We start from the raw sequence: 17154 nt of genomic DNA on the forward strand, positions 1-17154 counted from the left end.
GCCGTTTTGGTCCCGCGAAGCTGTGCCGGGGCTGTGAGTTCTGCGTGGCTCAGCGGCGCGCACGCGACGTGCGGCGGCCGACGAAGTGCAGGACGACACCGACTACGACGTTCAGCGCGGTCAGCGCCAGGAACGACACGGTGAAGGAGGTTCCCGCGGCGAGCGCGCCGATCGCGAGCGCGCCGATGCCGGTGCCCGCGTCGAACGCCACGTTCCAGGCCGTGCTCGCCAGCCCTTTCGCGTGTTCTCCTCCCAGCTCGAACGCGCGCACGAGTGTGACGTTCTGCATGACGCCGAACGCGGTGCCGACGAAGAGCGCGCCGGCGACGAGCACGGTCGGCGCGGCCGGCCCGGTGATCCCGGAGATGCCCGCGGCGATGGCGCTCAGGCCGACGGCGGCGAGCGCGACACCGGGAAGGATGAACCGTGCCGCACCGAAGCGGTCGGCGAGGCCGCCGGCCAGCCAGCGGGCGAACATCGCCGCGGCCGTGTAGACGAACAGGGCGACGACCGTGAGCGTCGCGTCCGGGACGAACTGCGCCGTGAACGTCGTGATCGCCCCGCCCGCGCAGGTGACGACGGTGAGCGCGAGGATCGGCCTCGCGATCCGGCTGAGGATCCGGCCCTCCTCGCGCAGGCTCTCCGGCCGCTCCGCCTCCCCCGCGCATGCCGCGCTCGCGACGGCCGCCGCAGCCGAGGCTCTCGTGTGCCGCGCGATCGAGGCGCCGGCGGAGATCGCGAACGGGATCCCGAGGAGCGGCAGCCCGGCGATCGCGAGCGCGACCGGCAGGCCGGCCCGGTCCGCGATCCACGGCGCGATCGGCGTGAGCGCGAGTTGCGACACGGCCACCGCGAGCCCGTAGACGCCGACCGCGCGTCCGCGGCGCCGGGGCGGGAACAGCGCCCCGATCGCCGAGGATCCGCTCACCGTGATGATCCCGAACCCGATGCCGCGCGCGGCGGCGAGCGCGAGCACCTGGCCTGGCGCGCTGGCGAGGAGCTCGAGGAGCGCGGGCAGGCCGAGCAGCAGGCAGGCGAGAGCGAGGCTGACGGGCCAGCCGATCCGCGCGCGCATCCGCTCGACGACGAGCTGCGTGAGGATCGTCGCCGTCATCAGCACCGCGTTCACGAGCCCGGCGAGGAACTCGTCGCCGCCGAGCGCCACCATGTGCATGGGGGCGACGGGCAGCATCACGGCGAAGCCGGCGAATGCGAACGTCGTCATGATCAGCAGCGCGGGCATGCCCGGCTCCCGCCACGGCGGGGCGCCGCGACTCGGCGTCCGGGCGGGCGGCGCGGCGATCGGATCCTGAGCGTTCGTCACCGCGTCACTGTATCGGCGACGGCGCGTCGGCCGCCTCCGCCACGGGTCCGATCAGACGGCGCGCGGCGAGCGCGCGGCGCCGAAGAACGCCCGGATCGGCAGCAGCAGCCCCCCGAGAGACAGCACGATGAACATGATCTGATGGACGTGGTCGGTGCCAGGGGGAAGGCCGCCGACGAGATGAAGCGCCCAGAACACGGGATAGAACCAGAGCGCGGCCCACGCCCATCGCTCACCGCGGCGGTATGGGAGGACCGCGATCAGGCCGCCGAAGAGCCCCAGGCCGATCGACGCCAGCCCGTCGGCGCGATAGAGGAGCGTGTCAGCCCCCCATCGGCGCGACCGCGACGATCAGCCCGAACCCGAGGATGCCCAGGCTGACGGCGGCCAGGCAGAGCCACCCGACGCGCAGCAGCACCTGTTGTCGACGCATGTCGCCGATGCTACGCCGGCACCTGCGGCTGAAGGGATGGGGTCACCCGGTGGCCTCCCCGGAGATGCCCCTGAGCGAAGCGAGTCCCGATGCGGGATCAGCTCCCGTCGTCCGCCAGCTCGACCTCGATGAAGCCGCCCACGATGCGGGTGCGGAAGGTGCGCAGCAGCAGCGAGGGGTCGGAGAAGCACTCGCCCGTGCCGAGGTCGTAGACCTCCTTGTGCAGCGGAGACGCGACCGTGACCCTGTCTCCGCGCGACCCCACGATTCCGCGCGCCATGACGGGTGCGCCGACCGCAGGATCCTCGTGGTCGACCGCGTACACCTCACGCGGTCCCACGAGGAACAGGGCGATCTGGCGCATCCGCAGCAGCACCGCCTCTCCCCAGGACGGCTCGAGGTCGTCGACGCGGCAGGCGCGCACCCACTCGGTGCGCGGGAGGACCGGGCTCGGGAAGCTCTGCAGGATCGTCATGCTCCGACGCTAGGAGCCGTGTGTTTCCGCCGCGGTCGGCTCGTGTAACAGCCGCGTGAAAGACCTCTCACATCCGGCGGCGCCGGTTGTGGGGCCGTGTTAACGGGCGGTTACCTCGACGAAACGGCCGGGAAATCCGGCGCTCATACGCTCGGGGGACGCGGCGCAGGGGATCCCGGTCCTCACAGCGTCCGCCGACAGGAGGAGAGCACCGCATGACGAACCGACGCACGCTCATCGTGGGAGGCGGCCCCGCCGCGCACCGGCTCGTGGACGCGCTCGTGTCCCGTGGCGCAGGAGGACGGTCGATCGTCGTCGTCGCCGAAGAGCCGTACCTCCCCTACGACCGGGTGCAGCTGAGCAAGCGCCTCGCCGACGGCACGGTCGATCTCACCCTCGAACCGGCCTCGCCGTGGGAGGCCGAATCCGTATCGCTGCGCGTCGGGGAGGCCGTCACCGCGATCGACCGGGCGGGCAAGACGGTCACGACCTCGGACGGCGCGGTGCTCGGATACGACGACCTCGTGCTCGCCACCGGATCCTCGGCCCCCGTCCCGGACATCCCCGGCGCCGAGACCGCGCGGGTGTACCGCACGATCGACGACGTCGACGCGCTCGTCGCGGAGGTCACCGAGCTGCGGCAGCGGCTCGGGCGCACGCCCCGGGTCGCGGTCGCCGGCGGCGGTCTGCTCGGCCTGGAGGCGGCCGGCGGGGTCGCCGCGCTCGGCGCGGAGGCCGTGATCATCCATTCCGGCGGCTGGCTCATGTCCGCCCAGCTCGACGAGGGCGCGGGACAGGCCCTGGGCCGGCTCATCGCGGCCCGCGGCGTGGACCTGCACCTCGGCACGCGACCGCAGCGGATCGAGTGCGGGGAGGACGGCCTTCCGGTCTCGGTGCGCTGCACGGACGGGCGCCGGGTGCCCGCGGACATCGTCGTGTTCGCGATCGGGATCCGCGCCCGCGACGAGCTGGCCAGGGCGGCCGGGATCGAGACCGCGGAGCGCGGCGGCGTGATCGTCGACGAGGCGTGCCGGACGTCGGATCCCTCGATCTGGGCGATCGGCGAGGTGGCGGCCATCGACGGCCGCACGATCGGGCTGGTCGCGCCCGCCAACGCCATGGCGGAGACGGTCGCTGACCGCCTGCTCGGCGGGGACGCGACGTTCACGACGGTGGACGACGCGACCAAGCTCAAGCTCTCCGGGGTGGATGTCGCGAGCTTCGGCGACGCCTTCGGCCGCGAGCCCGGCGCGCTCGAGATCGTGTACGCGGATCCCGCCCGCGGGCTGTACCAGAAGCTCGTCGTGAGCGACGACGCCAGGACGCTGCTCGGCGGGGTGTTCGTCGGCGACGCCGCCCCCTATGCCGGCCTCAGGCCCCTGCTCGGCCGCGAGCTCGACGCGGAGCCCGCGGCCTACCTCTCGGCGGCCGGCGCGGAGCCGCCCGCCGGCGGTTCCCTCCCGGACGACGCGTTCGTCTGCTCGTGCAACAACGTCACCGCCGGCGCGGTGCGCGCGGCGGTCGGCGAGGGCTGCCACGAGCTCGGCGCCCTGAAGACCTGCACCCGCGCCGGCACCCAGTGCGGATCGTGCGTGCCGCTCGTGAAGAAGCTGCTCGAGGCGGAGCTCACCGCCGCCGGCGCCACCGTCTCGCGCGCGCTCTGCGAGCATTTCGACCTGTCCCGCCAGGAGCTGTTCGAGTCGATCAGGGTGCGCGGCCTGTCCAGCTGGGAGGACACGCTCGGCCTGCTCGGGCGGGGACGCGGCTGCGACATCTGCAAGCCCGCCGTCGGCTCGATCCTGGCCAGCCAGCACGGGCAGTACCCGCTCGACGGCGGCCTCGGCCCGCTGCAGGACACGAACGACCGCGCGCTGGCCAACATGCAGAAGGACGGCACCTACTCGGTCGTCCCGCGGATCCCCGGCGGGGAGATCACCCCGCAGAAGCTCGCCGTGATCGCGCAGGTCGCCACCGACTTCGACCTGTACACCAAGATCACCGGCGGACAGCGGATCGACCTGTTCGGGGCGCGGCTGGATCAGCTGCCCGACATCTGGCGGCGGCTGGTCGACGCGGGCTTCGAGTCAGGGCAGGCGTACGGCAAGGCGCTGCGCAACGTGAAGAGCTGCGTCGGCTCGACCTGGTGCCGCTACGGCGTGCAGGACTCGGTCGGCATGGCGGTCGGCCTCGAGCTGCGCTACCGCGGGCTGCGCGGCCCGCACAAGTTCAAGTTCGGGGTGTCCGGCTGTGCGCGCGAGTGCGCGGAGGCGCGCGGCAAGGACGTCGGCGTGATCGCCACGGACAAGGGATGGAACCTGTACGTCGGCGGCAACGGCGGCTTCCAGCCGGCGCACGCGCAGCTGCTCGCCTCCGACCTGGACGACGAGACCCTGGTGCGCTACATCGACCGCTACCTGATGTACTACATCCGCACCGCCGACCGGCTGCAGCGCACCGCCCGCTGGATGGAGGAGCTCGACGGCGGCGTGGACCACGTCCGGGAGGTCGTGGTGGACGACTCCCTCGGCCTCGCCGCCGAGCTCGAGGCCGCCATGGCGCGGCACGTCGACACGTATGAGGACGAGTGGGCGGCGACGCTGCGCGATCCCGAGCGCCTGCGCCGGTTCCGCTCGTTCGTGAACGCCCCGGGAGAGGCGGATCCGTCGATCGCCCGTGTCGAGGAGCGCGGCCAGCGCCGCCCCGCCACCGTCGAGGAGCGCGCGCAGGGCGCGGTGCTCGTGGCAGGCGCCAGGATCCCGCTGCGCTCCGACCTCGATCCCGACACGGTTTCCGGCTCCGGCGTCACGGGGGGCGGCGCATGACCGCCGGGCGGGGATCCGTCACGCTGGTCGGCGGCGGTCCTGGCGATCCCGACCTCCTCACGGTCGCCGCGGTGCGCGCGCTCGGCGAGGCCGACGTCGTGCTGTTCGACCGGCTCGCCCCGCACCAGGCCCTCGCCGAGCTCGCGCCGGGCGCCGCCCTGATCGACGTGGGCAAGCGGCCGGGGCACCATCCGATCCCGCAGCAGGAGATCGAGCGTCTCCTCGTCGCGCACGCTCAGGCCGGCGCACGCGTCGTGCGACTCAAGGGCGGCGATCCGTTCGTGTTCGGGAGGGGCGGCGAGGAGGCCGAGGCCTGCCGCCGCGCCGGCATCCCGGTGCGCGTCGTGCCGGGAGTGACCAGCGCGATCGCCGTGCCGGGAGCCGCCGGGATCCCCGTGACGCATCGTGAGGTCTCCCGGCTGTTCACCGTCGTCTCGGGGCACGCCCCGCTGTCGGACGCCGAGCTCGAGCACCTGGCCGGGCTGGGCGGCACGATCGTGATCCTGATGGGCGTCTCGAACCTCCCCTCGATCACCGCGGGCCTGCAGCGCTTCGGGATGGCCGCGACGATTCCGGTCGCCGTCGTGGAGCGCGGCTTCGCCGCCGCCCAGCGCACCACCTTCGCCGAGCTCGCGACCGCGCGCGCCGTGGCGGAGCGGGCGGGCGTGGTCTCCCCCGCCGTCGTCGTGATCGGCGAGGTGGTGCGGCTGGCGCGCGACGGCGACGTCGAGGCGTCCGCAGCCCTGGCCGGCGCCGGGGCCGTGCTCGACGACGGACGAGCGCGATGACGCAGGAGGAGAGGGCGCGCGCCGCGGCCTTCGGCGATCAGCTCTCCGGCTTCCGCATCGGAGTCACCAGCGACCGGCGCTCCGCGGATCTGATCGACGCGTTCGAGCGTCGCGGCGCCGCCGTCCTGCATGCGCCCACCGTGCACATGCACTACGCCGCGGACGACGCGCCGATCATCGCCGACACGCGCAGGATCATCGCGGCGGCGCCCGACGTGCTGCTCGCGACAACGAGCTACGGCATGCGGCGCTGGTTCGAGGTCGCCGACGCGGCCGGGCTCGGTGAAGAGCTGCAGCGTGCGCTCGCCGCCTCCACGATCCTGGTGCGCGGGCCGAAGGCGCGGGGCGCGGTGCGTGCCGCCGGGCTCGACGACGCCGGGATGAGCGACGAGGAGACCACGGCCTCCCTGGTCGGCAAGGTGCTCGCCGAGCAGCCGGCCGGGATCACGGTGGCCGTGCAGCTGCACGGCCAGACCGACGAGGGCCAGTTGCGCCGCCTCGGCGCCGCCGGGGACCGGGTGCTGACCGTGGCGCCGTACACCTGGTCGAACGCGGAGGACGACGACGACCGCGCCACACGGCTGATCGACGCGATCGCCGCGCGCCAGCTGGACTGCGTCACCTTCACCAGCGCTCCCGCCGTGGACGGGCTCCTTCTGGCCGCTCTGGCCCGAGGCCGCTACGCCGAGATGACGGAGGCGTTCCGGGACGACGTGGTCGCGGCGAGTGTCGGACCCGTGACGTCGGTGCCCCTCGCGAGCGCCGGGATCGAGCCCCTGCAGCCGGATCGCTACCGCATGGGCGCGCTGATCCGGCTCGTCTGCGAGCACCTGGAGGAGCGGTCGACGCGCCGCGTGCTCACCCGCCACGGCGAGGTCGCGCTGCGCGGCAGCATCGCGATGGTCGCGGGCAGGCCCGTCCGGCTGACGCCGAGCTCGCTCGCGCTGTTCCGCGCCCTGGTCGCGGCGAAGGGCGCCGTGGTGCCCCGGCACGACCTCGCACGCATCCTCGACGGCGACGACCACACCATGGAGGTCTCGCTCAGCCGGCTGCGGCAGAGCCTGGCGACCCCCGGCCTGGTGGCGACGGTCGTCAAGCGCGGGTACCGGCTCGACGTCTGACGCCGGGGTTCGGGCGCACCGACCGCCTTCGGACGTGCGCCCGGACCCCGGCTCACCCGACCGGTGCGACGGCGAGGAGAGCGGCGATGCGCCCGCGGCACCCTCCGCACCCCGTGCCGGCCCTGGTCTGCTTCCCGACCTGCTCCACGGTCCCGCACCCGGACGAGACCGCGTCGGCGATCCGCCCGGCCGTGACGCCGTTGCACCAGCAGACGGTCGCCTCCGGGCCGAGCGGATCCTCTGCCGCCGCGGTCGATCCGGCGTCCGCCGCATCGAGCCGCAGCAGTGCGGAAGGCTCGGCCGGCAGCCCCGCCCTGCGCTCGTACAGCAGCGTGAGCTCGGCGCCGCCCTGCGGCAGCCCGACCGCGACGAACCCGGTCAGCGCTCCCCCGCTGACGACCGTCTTGAGGTAGGCGCCGCGTGCGGCGTCCATCCACACGCTCACCTCGTGCGACGCGTCCCAGGGGTCGGCGGAGTGGTCCCCGCCGGAGACCACGTCGATCCCGGTCGCCTTGAGCATGACGGCCGTGGGCCGCTCGTGCAGGACGACGGTCGCGTCGAGACCCGCGGAGGATCCCGCCGCTTCCGCGCGCAGCCGGGAGGCGACGGCCGCGGCCTGCCGCCAGCCGGGCCCGATGAGCCCGCTCGGCGCGCCGGGCACCCGCCCGGATCCGTCCGCGTCGTCCGGATCCGCCGGCTGCGCGCAGTCGCCGATCGCGAAGACGTCGGGGTCCGTCCAGGTGCGCAGCTCCTCGTTCACGAGCACGCCGGTCGCACAGGCCAGCCCGGATGCGAGCGCCAGCTCGACCCGCGGCGCGACCCCGCAGGACAGCACGAGCAGATCGCCGCGGATGTAGGTGCCGTCGGCACACGAGATCCCGTCGAACACGGGCCCGGCGATCGTGTCGCGGACCTCGATGCCCTCGGCGCGGGCGTGCGCGGCCATGCCGATGCCCGCGGCGCGGGCGGCGCGGGCGAGCATCCGGCCGCCGGCGTCGTCGAGGTTGCGCGCCATCGGCGTCGCGCCGTGGTGCACGACGACCACCTCAGCGCCGTGCTCGGCGGCGAGAAGCGCGAACTCCATGCCGAGCACGCCGGCACCGAGCACGACGATCATGCCGCCTCCGGCGACGACCGGCGCGACCGCGTCCGCATCGGACAGGTCGCGGAGGGCGACGACGCCGGCGGGGAGCGGCCGCGGCCCGCGGTCGAGATCGGGCGTCGGCGCGACGTCGCGCGCGGGGCGGGTGCGCTGCAGGCCGTCGAGCGTGGGGATGTTCGCGCGGGATCCGGTGGCGAGCACGAGACGGTCGTAGGGGAACTCCTCGCCGCCGGACGTCCGCACCCGCTGGCGGTCGCGGTCGATGCCGACGGCCGTCTCGGCGAGGCGGATCTCGACGCCGTCGGCACGGGCGGCCTCGGTGTCGCCGAGCTCCAGCCGGTCGCGGCCGGTCGCGCCGACGGCGTACTCGGCGAGCAGCACACGGTTGTAGGCGTCCTCCCCCTCCGCGCCGAGCACGACGAGGGTCGCCTGCCCCGCCGCGACGGCCGGGAGCATCTCCTCGACGAAGCGGGCACCCACAGGTCCGTATCCGATGAGCACGATGCGCAGCGGTCGAGTCATGCCGCCTCCTCCTCACGCGTGGGGTCTCCAGGGACAGGGACGGGACCGGTCTCGCGGACCGGCCCGAGCACAGGCGGCCGCGCATCGCGGCGGGCCGCGGTGACCGTGACGGTCGTGCGCTTGAACTCCGGCATCGCCGAGATCGGATCCACGACCGCACCGGTGAGCAGGTTCGCGCTCTGCGTCTCAGGGAAGTGGAACGGCAGGAACACCGTGTCCATGCGGATGCCCTCGGTGAGCCGCGCGACGGCCTCGGCCGTGCCGCGCGCGCTGCGCAGCACGACCTCGTCGCCGTCCGCGATGCCGAGGCGGGCGGCGGTCGCCGGGTGCAGCTCGGCCTGGGCCCGAGGCTGCGCGGACGCCAGCTCGGGCACCCGGCGGGTCTGCGCGCCGGACTGGTAGTGCTCCAGGAGTCGGCCGGTGATGAGCGTCAGATTTCCCGGCGCGAGCGGCCGAGCCTCGTCCTGGATGCGTTCGGCGTGCGCAGGCTTCACGGCGACGAGCCTGCCGCGGCCGTCGTCGTGGCCGAAGCGGGTGAGGAAGAGGCGCGGGGTCCCCGCGGATCCCTCCGGATACGGCCAGTGCGCCGCGATACCGGCCTCGTCCTGCTCGTCGAGCAGGCTGTGGCTCAGCCCGGAATAGTCGGCGACGCCGCCGGCGGATGCGCGGGCGAGCTCGTCGAAGACCACGGCGGGTTCGGTGGGCCACGCGGACGGCGCGCCGAGCCGGCGGGCGAGCTCGGCGAGCACGTCGAGCTCGCTGCGCACCCCAGGGGGCGGCGCGATCGCGCGACGGCGCCGGATGACCCTTCCTTCGAGGTTCGTCATCGTGCCCTCCTCCTCGGCCCACTGGGTGACCGGCAGCACGATGTCGGCGAGCGCCGCGGTCTCCGACAGCACGAAGTCGCACACGACCAGCAGGTCGAGCGCGGCGAGCCCCGCCCGGATCGCGCCGGCGTCGGGACCGGACACCACGACGTTGGCCCCGTGCACGAGGAGCGCGCGGATCCCTCCCTCAGCACCCATGAGCTGAAGCAGCTCGACCGCGGGCACGCCCGGTCCGGGCAGGCTGTCCGGGTCGACGCCCCACACTGCGGCGATCGCCGCGCGGTGCTCGGGATCCGCGATCTTCCGGTAGCCGGGGAGCTGGTCGCACTTCTGGCCGTGCTCGCGGCCACCCTGGCCGTTGCCCTGACCGGTCAGCGTCCCGTAGCCGGAGCCGGGCCTGCCGGGGAGGCCGAGGACCAGGGCGAGGTTGATCGCGGCCGTCGCGGTGTCGGTGCCGTCGACGTGCTGTTCGACGCCCCGCCCGGTGAGGATGTACGTGCCGCGTCCGCGGGCGATCCTGCGCGCGACCTCGCGCAGCAGGCCGACCGGCACCCCCGTGTGCTCCTGAACGCGTTCCGGCCACCAGGAGGCGACGCTGCGACGCACCGCGTCGAAGCCCGTCGTGCGCTCCTCGAGATAGGCGTCGTCGGCGAGGCCCTCCGCGATGACGAGGTGCGTCAGTCCGAGCAGCACCACGAGATCCGTGCCCGGTGCGGGCTGCACGTGCAGGCCCGCGCCCTCGGCGGTGAGCTCGGCCGTCTGCGAGCGGCGTGGATCGACCACGATCAGGCCTCCCGCGGCCCGTGCTCCCGCGAGGTGGGACAGCAGCGGGGGCATGGTCGCCGCGACGTTCGAGCCGAGCAGCAGGATCGTGTCGGCGTCGTCGAGGTCGGTCACGGGGAACGGCAGTCCGCGGTCGACGCCGAAGGCGCGGTTGCCCGCGGCCGCCGCGGAGGACATGCAGAAACGGCCGTTGTAGTCGATGCGGGAGGTGCCGAGGGCGACGCGGGCGAACTTGCCGAGCAGATAGGCCTTCTCGTTGGTGAGGCCGCCGCCCCCGAACACGCCCACGGCGTCGGGACCGTCTTCCCGGCGGATCGCGGTGATCCCGGCCACCAGGCGGTCGAGCGCCTCGTCCCAGGTGGCCGGCCGCAGCCCGCCATCGTCCCGGACCAGCGGGGTCGTCAGGCGTCCCGGTGCGTCGAGGAGCTCCGCCGAGGTCCAGCCCTTCTTGCACAGCCCGCCGCGGTTGGTCGGGAACGCCCGCCCCTCCACGACGACCGGGGTGGGTCCGCCCGGCGTCGGGGTGAGAGTCATCGCGCATTGCAGCGCGCAGTACGGGCAGTGCGTCTGCGCCACGGTGTTCGGGACCGGCATGGATCCGCCCGCCGTCAGATCCGTACGCCGCGACGCCGGCCGCGCACGGCGATCGCGACGGTGACGGCGAGCAGGACGACGTAGGCGACGACGAACCAGCTGAGCCCGGCCGCGTAGCCTCCCGTCGTCGACTTGGACAGGCCGAGGACCTGCGGGATCACGAAGCCGCCGTACGCGCCGAGGCCGGAGACGATCCCGAGCGCCGCCGCGGCCGTGCGCTGCGCGGAGACGTCGCCCGCCGAGGCGGTCCCGTCCGCCGCTCCCGACCGCAGCGCGAACAGGGTGGGGATCATCCGGTAGGTGGCGCCGTTGCCCGCGCCGCTGGCGACGAACAGCACCAGGAAGAAGAGCAGGAACAGCCAGAAACTGCCCAGCGGAAGCGTGAGGATCACGGCCAGCGCGCCCAGCGCCATCACCACGAAGGACGCGATCGTGATGGTGCTGCCGCCGAACCGATCCGCGAGGCGACCGCCGATCGGCCGCGCGAGCGATCCGACCAGAGCGCCGACGAACGCGAGCGACAGCGTGGCCCCGCCGAGCGGGAAGGCGCTGAACGCCGGGAACTGGTCGGCGATGAGCTTCGGGAACACGCCCGAGAAGCCGATGAACGATCCGAACGTGCCGACGTAGAGCAGCGCCATCAGCCACAGCTCCGGGGCTCGCAGCGCGGCCAACGAGGCCCGCGCGTCGGCCTTCGCGCTCGTGAGGTTGTCCATCCGCCGCCACGCCCCGAGCGCCGCGATCAGGATCAGCGGCACCCAGACCAGCCCCGCGAGCGGCAGCTGGAGGGTGGCACCGGCGCCGAGCGTGATCACGATCGGCACCGCGAACTGCGCGACGGCCGCGCCGAGGTTGCCGCCGGCGGCGTTGAGCCCGAGCGCCCAGCCCTTCTCGCGCTGCGGGTAGAAGAAGGTGATGTTGGCCATCGAGCTCGCGAAGTTGCCGCCGCCGAGGCCCGCGAGACCCGCGACGATCAGCATGACGGGGAACGGCGTGCGCGGATCTGCGACGCAGAGCGCGAGGCCGATCGCGGGGATCAGCAGCAGGCACGCCGAGACGATGGTCCAGTTCCTGCCGCCGAAGCGGGGCACCATGAACGTGTACGGGAAGCGCAGCGTGGCGCCGACGAGGCTCGGGATCGAGATCAGCCAGAACGTCTGGGTCACGGTGAAGTGGAAGCCGGCGCCGGGCAGCGCGACCACCACGACCGACCACAGCTGCCAGACCACGAAGCCGAGGAACTCGGCGAAGATCGACCAGCGCAGGTTGCGCCGGGCGATCGCCGCGCCGCCGTCGCGCCACTGGGTCGCATCCTCGGGATCCCACCCGTCGATCCAGCGGCCGGGCAGGAAGGCGAGCGACCGGGTGGCCGGGCGGTCGGGGACCGCGGTGGCAGTGCGGATGGTGTCGGTGCTGGTCATGGCGGGTGACCTCCTGTGGGTGGGTGTGGCACCACGCTAGGAAATCCGTGTTTCGGACCGTCGCGCGGAACGTGACGCCTTCGTGTCGAAGACCTCTCGGGCGCGGACCGGCCGTGTGAGCCCGAGGCGTCTGATCGTCCTCACCCGCGGTCGTCTCGGCCGGCGGCGATGGGCGGCGCCTCGGCCGGACCGCTGGCGGTCCCGCAGATCCGCCCGATCGCCCGGGTTCCGCCCGCGCACCGATCGGCCTAGACTCCGAGCCGAGGCGACCGCGCGGCGAAGACCGCTTCCGCGGTCGCGAGTGCGAAGGAGACGGCGATGCAGACCCTCACGATCGACTTCATCTGCTCCCTCGACGGCTACGGCGCGGCAGAGGGCTGGCCAGGGCTCTGGGGCATGGGCGGGCCGGAGTACTTCGCCTGGCTGGACGCGGCGCACGACAAGGACGCCCCGCTCCTGATGGGCGCGACCACGTACCGGCTGATGTCCGCGCTCACGGCCGGCGGCGAGGAGGGCACGGACGTCCTGAACGGCATCGAGAAGCACGTGTTCTCGTCGACGCTGGAGGAGCCGCTGACCTGGCAGAACTCGAGACTGGTGCGCGCGGACGCGGTCGAGTACGTGCGCCGGCTGAAAGAGCAGTCTCGTCGCCCGCTGCGCACGCTCGGCAGCATCGCGCTCTGCCGCTCCCTGCTCCTGGCGGGCCTCGTGGACCGATACCGGGTGGTGCTCTTCCCGGTCATCACCGGTGCCACGGGGCAGGATCGGATCTTCGACGGCTATCCGGACGTCCGCCTCGACCTCGTGGAGTCGCGCACCTTCGACGGACGGCTGCAGCTGCTCGAGTACGTCCCCACGGTGCTGGACGGCCCTCCCGGGCGCTGACGCGGCGAGCGGCCGTCCCACCGCCCCCGGCGAGGCGAGTGCGGCCGCGTCAGCCGGTGCCCAACCCGGCGAGGAGATGGGATGGCCGCGTCAGCCGGTGACCGAGCGCACCGTCGGTGCGAGCTCGGCGGCGAGCTCGCGGGCGAGGAACCCCATGCCGCGCCGGCGGGCGAGGCGCGCGCCGGCCCTCGCGTGCGTCCAGCTGCCCCAGACCGCTCCGCGGACGGGATCCAGGCCCCGCGCGATGAAGCCGGTCATGGCACCTGCCAGCACGTCGCCGCTACCCGAGCTGCCCAGCTCGGGGCCGCCGTCCACGACGTGCCAGGTCGAGCCGGCGGGATCGGCGATGTGTCCGTAGCAGTTGACCACGGCGCGGTATCGCCGGGCGATCTCGATGACGTCCCCGGTGAGGTCGCCGGAGAGGCGACGGCCGAGCAGGATCCCCGCCTCGTCCCGGTTCGGGTTCAGCACCAGGTGCTCGGGCAGCAGGGCGCGGTCGACCCCGGGGAGGATCCCGAGCGCGAACGCGTCGAGCACGAGGCAGGAGGGAGAGGCGGCGGCGACCGCGAGCAGGGTCGCCCTGGTCCGCCGCGGATCGACCAGCCCCGGCCCCACCAGCACCGCGTCGGCCGCGACGACCTCCTGGCGCACGTCTCGTGGCAGCCGGCTGGGCCCACGATCGGGCAGCCGCAGGACGCCGGCCTCCGGCATCACCGCGCCGAGGCCCGTGGCGGCGCGCGACGGCACCGCCACCCCGAGGCGTCCGGCGCCGACGCGCAGCGCCGCCTCCGCGGCGAGCACCGGCGCGCCGGGAGATCTGCGCGAGCCTCCGACGACCAGCACCTGCCCCCGGGATCGTTTGGAGATCCCGGGATCCGGAAGCCGCCACTGCCGGAGCAGCCGCGGCGTGACGGTCTCACTCGGGGCGGACATGCGGATCCCCCGGGTGCAGCGTCACCGGCGCTCCCTGGTGCTGGAGGTGCTCGACGCCGGAGAACTCGCGCAGCTCCCATCGGGCACCCTGGCGGACCAGATGGGTCACCGAGGCGTTGCCCACCGCGTGGGTCGCCGCGAACTCGAGCAGCTCGGACTCGTCGAGCGGAAGCAGCAGGTACAGCAGGAGCATCACGACCGCCTCGTGCGCGACGATGACCGCCGAGGTGGACGGCTGCGGGAGCGCGTCTGCGAGGAACGACCGCAGTCGCAGCGCCACGTCCGCCCAGGATTCCCCTCCGGCCGGACGGTAGAGGAACTTGCCCAGCCGCCGCCGGCGCTCGGCCTCGTCGGGATGCAGCGCCGCCACCCCCTTCGCCGTGAGGAGGTCGAGGATGCCGAGCTCGCGATCGCGGAGCCGCTCGTCGACGATCATCGGGGTGGGAGCGGTGTCGTCCGTCTCGGCGGCGATCTGCAGGGTCTGCCGTGCGCGCAGGTACGGCGAGACCCAGCACAGATCGATCGCCTCGCGATGCCCGGCGAACCACGCGCCGAGAGCACGGGACTGTTCGACTCCCGTCGGCGACAACGGGACGTCGGCGTCGCGCACGTCGAGCGGGATCGTGCGCAGCCCCTCGCTCTCCGCGCGCGACGCGGTGACGTTGCCGATGCTCTCTCCGTGTCTGACCAGCCAGAGGTTCGTGAGCGCCATGCGATCACGGTAGGCGGGCGACGCGCCGCCCGCGAGGCCGTTGACACCGCGGCCCGGTCGATGCAAGAGGCCTGTCTCAGTGCGGGTCCGGCGTGGCCCTCTCCGGCCTCTCCGAGGCGGGCGCCGGTCCATACTCGCTCGCGGCCCAGGACGCGAGCAGCTGCAGGCGCTCGGCGGACGGCGAACCGGGCTCGGCGGTGTAGATCGTGAGCGTGAGTCCCGGTTCGGCGGCCATCTCCAGCCCCTCGTAGGCGAGCGTCATCTCGCCGACCACGGCGTGGTGGAAGGTCTTCATGCCGGCACCGTGGTGGCGCACGTCGTGGGCGCCCCAGAGCCGGCGGAACTCGGTGCTGCGCGTGGAGAGCTCGCCGATCAGGTCGTGCAGGTCCTTGTTGTGCGGATCCCGGCCGGCCTCGGTGCGCAGGATCGCGACCGTGACCTCGGCGAACATGTCCCAGTCCGGGTAGAACGCGTGGGCGCGCTCGTCGAGGAAGGTGAACCGGGCGATGTTCGGCGGCTGCCCCGGCATGTCGAAGGTGTCGCTGTAGAACGCCCGGGCGAGCAGGTTGGCCGCCAGGATGTCCATCCGGCCGTTGCGGACGAACGCGGGACCGGCGGTGACCGCGTCGAGGATCCACTGCAGGCTGGGATGCGGGGTCCACAGCCTCGGGTTGCGGCGGCGCGGCGGCCGTGCGACGGGGCTCGCGGCGTGGGCGAGATCGAACAGGTGCGCCCGCTCCGCATCGTCCATGCGCAGCGCCCGGGCGAGCGCGTCGAGGATCTCCGGCGAGGCGCCGCCGATCGCTCCGCGCTCGAGCTTCGTGTAGTACTCGACGCTCACGCCGGCCAGGGCGGCGACCTCGGTGCGGCGCAGCCCCTCCACCCGGCGGTTGGATCCGGCGGGGAGCCCGACCTGCTCCGGGGTCACCCGAGCGCGGCGCGAGGTGAGGAACTCGCGTACTTCCGCCCGGTTGTCCATGCGTCCACGCTAGGCCACCGGCTCCGCGGGAGGGAGGCCCTCCGGGTACCCGTCTCGCCCCGGACTCCCCCGGCCGACGGGGATGTGGTGTCGTGGTCGAGCGGCCCGATCCCCGACATCGGATCGTCCGCAGCCTCCGTCCCGCCGGCGCCTGCCGACAGCCTGCCGCTCCAGGAAAGGATTCCGATGACGCACGAGGAACAGCCATCGTCCCCGGCCCGCGGACGAGACCGGGGCGACAGCGCCGACCGCGCCGCGAACTGGAGCGGAGTCCTGGCGATGTCGGTGTGCGTGTTCGCCCTGATCGCGTCGGAGTTCCTGCCGGTGAGCCTGCTCACACCGCTCGCCGCAGAGCTCGGGGTGACCGAGGGCCTCGCCGGCCAGGGCATCGCGATCTCCGGTCTGTTCGCCGTGCTCACCAGCCTGTCGATCTCGCCGCTGGCGGGGAGCCTGAACCGCAAGCCGCTGCTGCTCGGGCTCACGTTCATCATGGCGCTGTCCGCGACGCTCGTGGGCCTGGCCCCGAACTACCTCGTCTACATGATCGGGCGTGCGCTGATCGGCATCGTCATCGGCGGGTTCTGGTCGCTCTCCGCCGCCACCGCGATGCGGCTCGTGCCCGCCGCGCAGGTGCCGCGGGCGCTCGCGGTCTTCAACGGCGGCAACGCGCTCGCCTCGGTGCTCGCCGCCCCGATCGGCAGCTATCTCGGCAGCATCGTGGGCTGGCGCGGCGCCTTCTCCTGCCTGGTCCCGATCGCCCTGGGGGCGCTGATCTGGCAGTGGATCAGCCTGCCCTCGATGCCAGGGCCTGCCCGCGGCAGGGTGTCCCGCCACATCTTCGGGCCGCTTCGCCGGCCTTCCATCGCGCTCGGCATGGCCGCGTGCGGGGCGTTCTTCATGGGCCAGTTCGTGCTGTTCACCTACGTGCGACCGTTCCTCGAGTCCGTCACGAAGGTCGGTCCCACCGCGCTGTCGCTCACGCTGCTCGTGATCGGCGCCGCGGGCCTCGCCGGCACGGCGCTGATCGGCCGATTCCTCCGGCGCGGCCTGTATCCGACGCTGATCGCCATCCCCGTGCTGATGGCGGTCATCGCCGTGGCGCTGGTACCGGCAGGAGCGTGGCTCGTGCCCGTTATCGTGCTGCTCGGCCTGTGGGGGCTGCTCGCGACCGCGGCCCCGGTCGGCTGGTGGAGCTGGATCGCCGATGCGATGCCCGGCGAGGCGGAGGCCGGCGGCGGGCTGATGGTCGCCACGATCCAGCTCTCGATCGCGCTGGGCTCGACCGCGGGCGGCATCCTCTTCGACCGCTCCGGCTACGGGGCGACCTTCCTGGCCGCCGCAGGAGTTCTGCTCGTGGCGGCCGTGCTCGCGGTCGTCACGGCGCGTGCGGCACGGGGTGGGGTGCGTCGGGCCGGCTGAGCGGGGCCGCACGG

14 protein-coding genes are annotated in these 17154 nt (G+C 73.6%); 5 read left to right on the forward strand and 9 right to left on the reverse strand.

The features are described 5' to 3' along the window. Nucleotides 1-49 precede the first annotated feature (49 nt). The 3 genes from ACTJJZ_RS12885 to nirD all read right to left on the reverse strand — a co-directional run bounded on the left by ACTJJZ_RS12885 (nt 50) and on the right by nirD (nt 2232). Complete coding sequence (locus tag ACTJJZ_RS12885; RefSeq protein WP_440721587.1) at nt 50-1324, reverse strand: MFS transporter; 1275 nt, start codon at nt 1322-1324, stop codon at nt 50-52. 51 nt (nt 1325-1375) lie between these two features. Then, entirely contained in the window at nt 1376-1522 is a 147-nt protein-coding gene (locus tag ACTJJZ_RS12890) for a hypothetical protein (RefSeq protein ID WP_440721588.1), read from the reverse strand. Between the two features lie 332 nt (nt 1523-1854). Then, nucleotides 1855-2232 (reverse strand): nitrite reductase small subunit NirD, encoded by a 378-nt coding sequence (gene nirD / locus ACTJJZ_RS12895; protein ID WP_440721589.1) that lies wholly within the window; start codon nt 2230-2232, stop codon nt 1855-1857. Between the two features lie 215 nt (nt 2233-2447). Here nirD and nirB point away from each other — a divergent pair, with 215 nt between their 5' ends. Genes nirB through ACTJJZ_RS12910 form a run of 3 tightly spaced genes read left to right on the forward strand, consistent with a single transcriptional unit; the run spans nt 2448 to nt 6963 of the window. Next, complete coding sequence (nirB, locus tag ACTJJZ_RS12900; protein ID WP_440721590.1) at nt 2448-5054, forward strand: nitrite reductase large subunit NirB; 2607 nt, start codon at nt 2448-2450, stop codon at nt 5052-5054. Then, entirely contained in the window at nt 5051-5842 is a 792-nt protein-coding gene (gene cobA / locus ACTJJZ_RS12905) for a uroporphyrinogen-III C-methyltransferase (RefSeq protein WP_440721591.1), read from the forward strand. The genes nirB and cobA overlap by 4 nt, the downstream gene beginning before the upstream one ends. Beyond that, the gene (locus ACTJJZ_RS12910) at nt 5839-6963 is read left to right on the forward strand and encodes a uroporphyrinogen-III synthase (protein ID WP_440721592.1); all 1125 of its coding nucleotides are present in this window, start codon (nt 5839-5841) and stop codon (nt 6961-6963) included. The genes cobA and ACTJJZ_RS12910 overlap by 4 nt, the downstream gene beginning before the upstream one ends. Nucleotides 6964-7015: 52 nt before the next feature. On the opposite strand, the gene ACTJJZ_RS12915 is transcribed toward ACTJJZ_RS12910, so the two are convergent. Genes ACTJJZ_RS12915 through ACTJJZ_RS12925 form a run of 3 tightly spaced genes read right to left on the reverse strand, consistent with a single transcriptional unit; the run spans nt 7016 to nt 12212 of the window. Then, nucleotides 7016-8587 (reverse strand): FAD-dependent oxidoreductase, encoded by a 1572-nt coding sequence (locus ACTJJZ_RS12915; protein WP_440721593.1) that lies wholly within the window; start codon nt 8585-8587, stop codon nt 7016-7018. Continuing rightward, the gene (locus tag ACTJJZ_RS12920) at nt 8584-10791 is read right to left on the reverse strand and encodes a molybdopterin oxidoreductase family protein (protein WP_440721594.1); all 2208 of its coding nucleotides are present in this window, start codon (nt 10789-10791) and stop codon (nt 8584-8586) included. The genes ACTJJZ_RS12915 and ACTJJZ_RS12920 overlap by 4 nt, the downstream gene beginning before the upstream one ends. A 14-nt stretch (nt 10792-10805) precedes the next feature. Beyond that, a complete protein-coding gene (locus tag ACTJJZ_RS12925; RefSeq protein ID WP_440721595.1) occupies nt 10806-12212 on the reverse strand; it encodes an MFS transporter in 1407 nt (468 codons plus the stop codon). Nucleotides 12213-12530: 318 nt separating this feature from the next. Between ACTJJZ_RS12925 and ACTJJZ_RS12930 the strand changes: the two genes are divergently transcribed. Beyond that, nucleotides 12531-13097, forward strand: coding sequence for a dihydrofolate reductase family protein (locus ACTJJZ_RS12930; RefSeq protein WP_440721596.1), 567 nt, complete (start codon nt 12531-12533; stop codon nt 13095-13097). A gap of 90 nt (nt 13098-13187) precedes the next feature. Here ACTJJZ_RS12930 and ACTJJZ_RS12935 read toward each other — a convergent pair whose 3' ends face one another. The 3 genes from ACTJJZ_RS12935 to ACTJJZ_RS12945 all read right to left on the reverse strand — a co-directional run bounded on the left by ACTJJZ_RS12935 (nt 13188) and on the right by ACTJJZ_RS12945 (nt 15721). After that, nucleotides 13188-14030 (reverse strand): ADP-dependent NAD(P)H-hydrate dehydratase, encoded by an 843-nt coding sequence (locus tag ACTJJZ_RS12935; protein WP_440721597.1) that lies wholly within the window; start codon nt 14028-14030, stop codon nt 13188-13190. Beyond that, nucleotides 14014-14742: a histidine phosphatase family protein gene (locus ACTJJZ_RS12940; protein WP_440721598.1), complete on the reverse strand. Its 729-nt coding sequence runs from the start codon at nt 14740-14742 to the stop codon at nt 14014-14016. Before ACTJJZ_RS12940 ends, ACTJJZ_RS12935 begins: the two co-directional genes overlap by 17 nt. Before the next feature lie 76 nt (nt 14743-14818). Further along, a complete protein-coding gene (locus ACTJJZ_RS12945) occupies nt 14819-15721 on the reverse strand; it encodes a helix-turn-helix transcriptional regulator (RefSeq protein ID WP_440721599.1) in 903 nt (300 codons plus the stop codon). Between the two features lie 186 nt (nt 15722-15907). Here ACTJJZ_RS12945 and ACTJJZ_RS12950 point away from each other — a divergent pair, with 186 nt between their 5' ends. Then, nucleotides 15908-17140: an MFS transporter gene (locus ACTJJZ_RS12950; RefSeq protein ID WP_440721600.1), complete on the forward strand. Its 1233-nt coding sequence runs from the start codon at nt 15908-15910 to the stop codon at nt 17138-17140. The last annotated feature ends 14 nt before the right edge of the window (nt 17141-17154 follow it).

It is taken from the genome of Microbacterium sp. 22242, assembly GCF_052045495.1.
Lineage (GTDB): Bacteria > Actinomycetota > Actinomycetes > Actinomycetales > Microbacteriaceae > Microbacterium.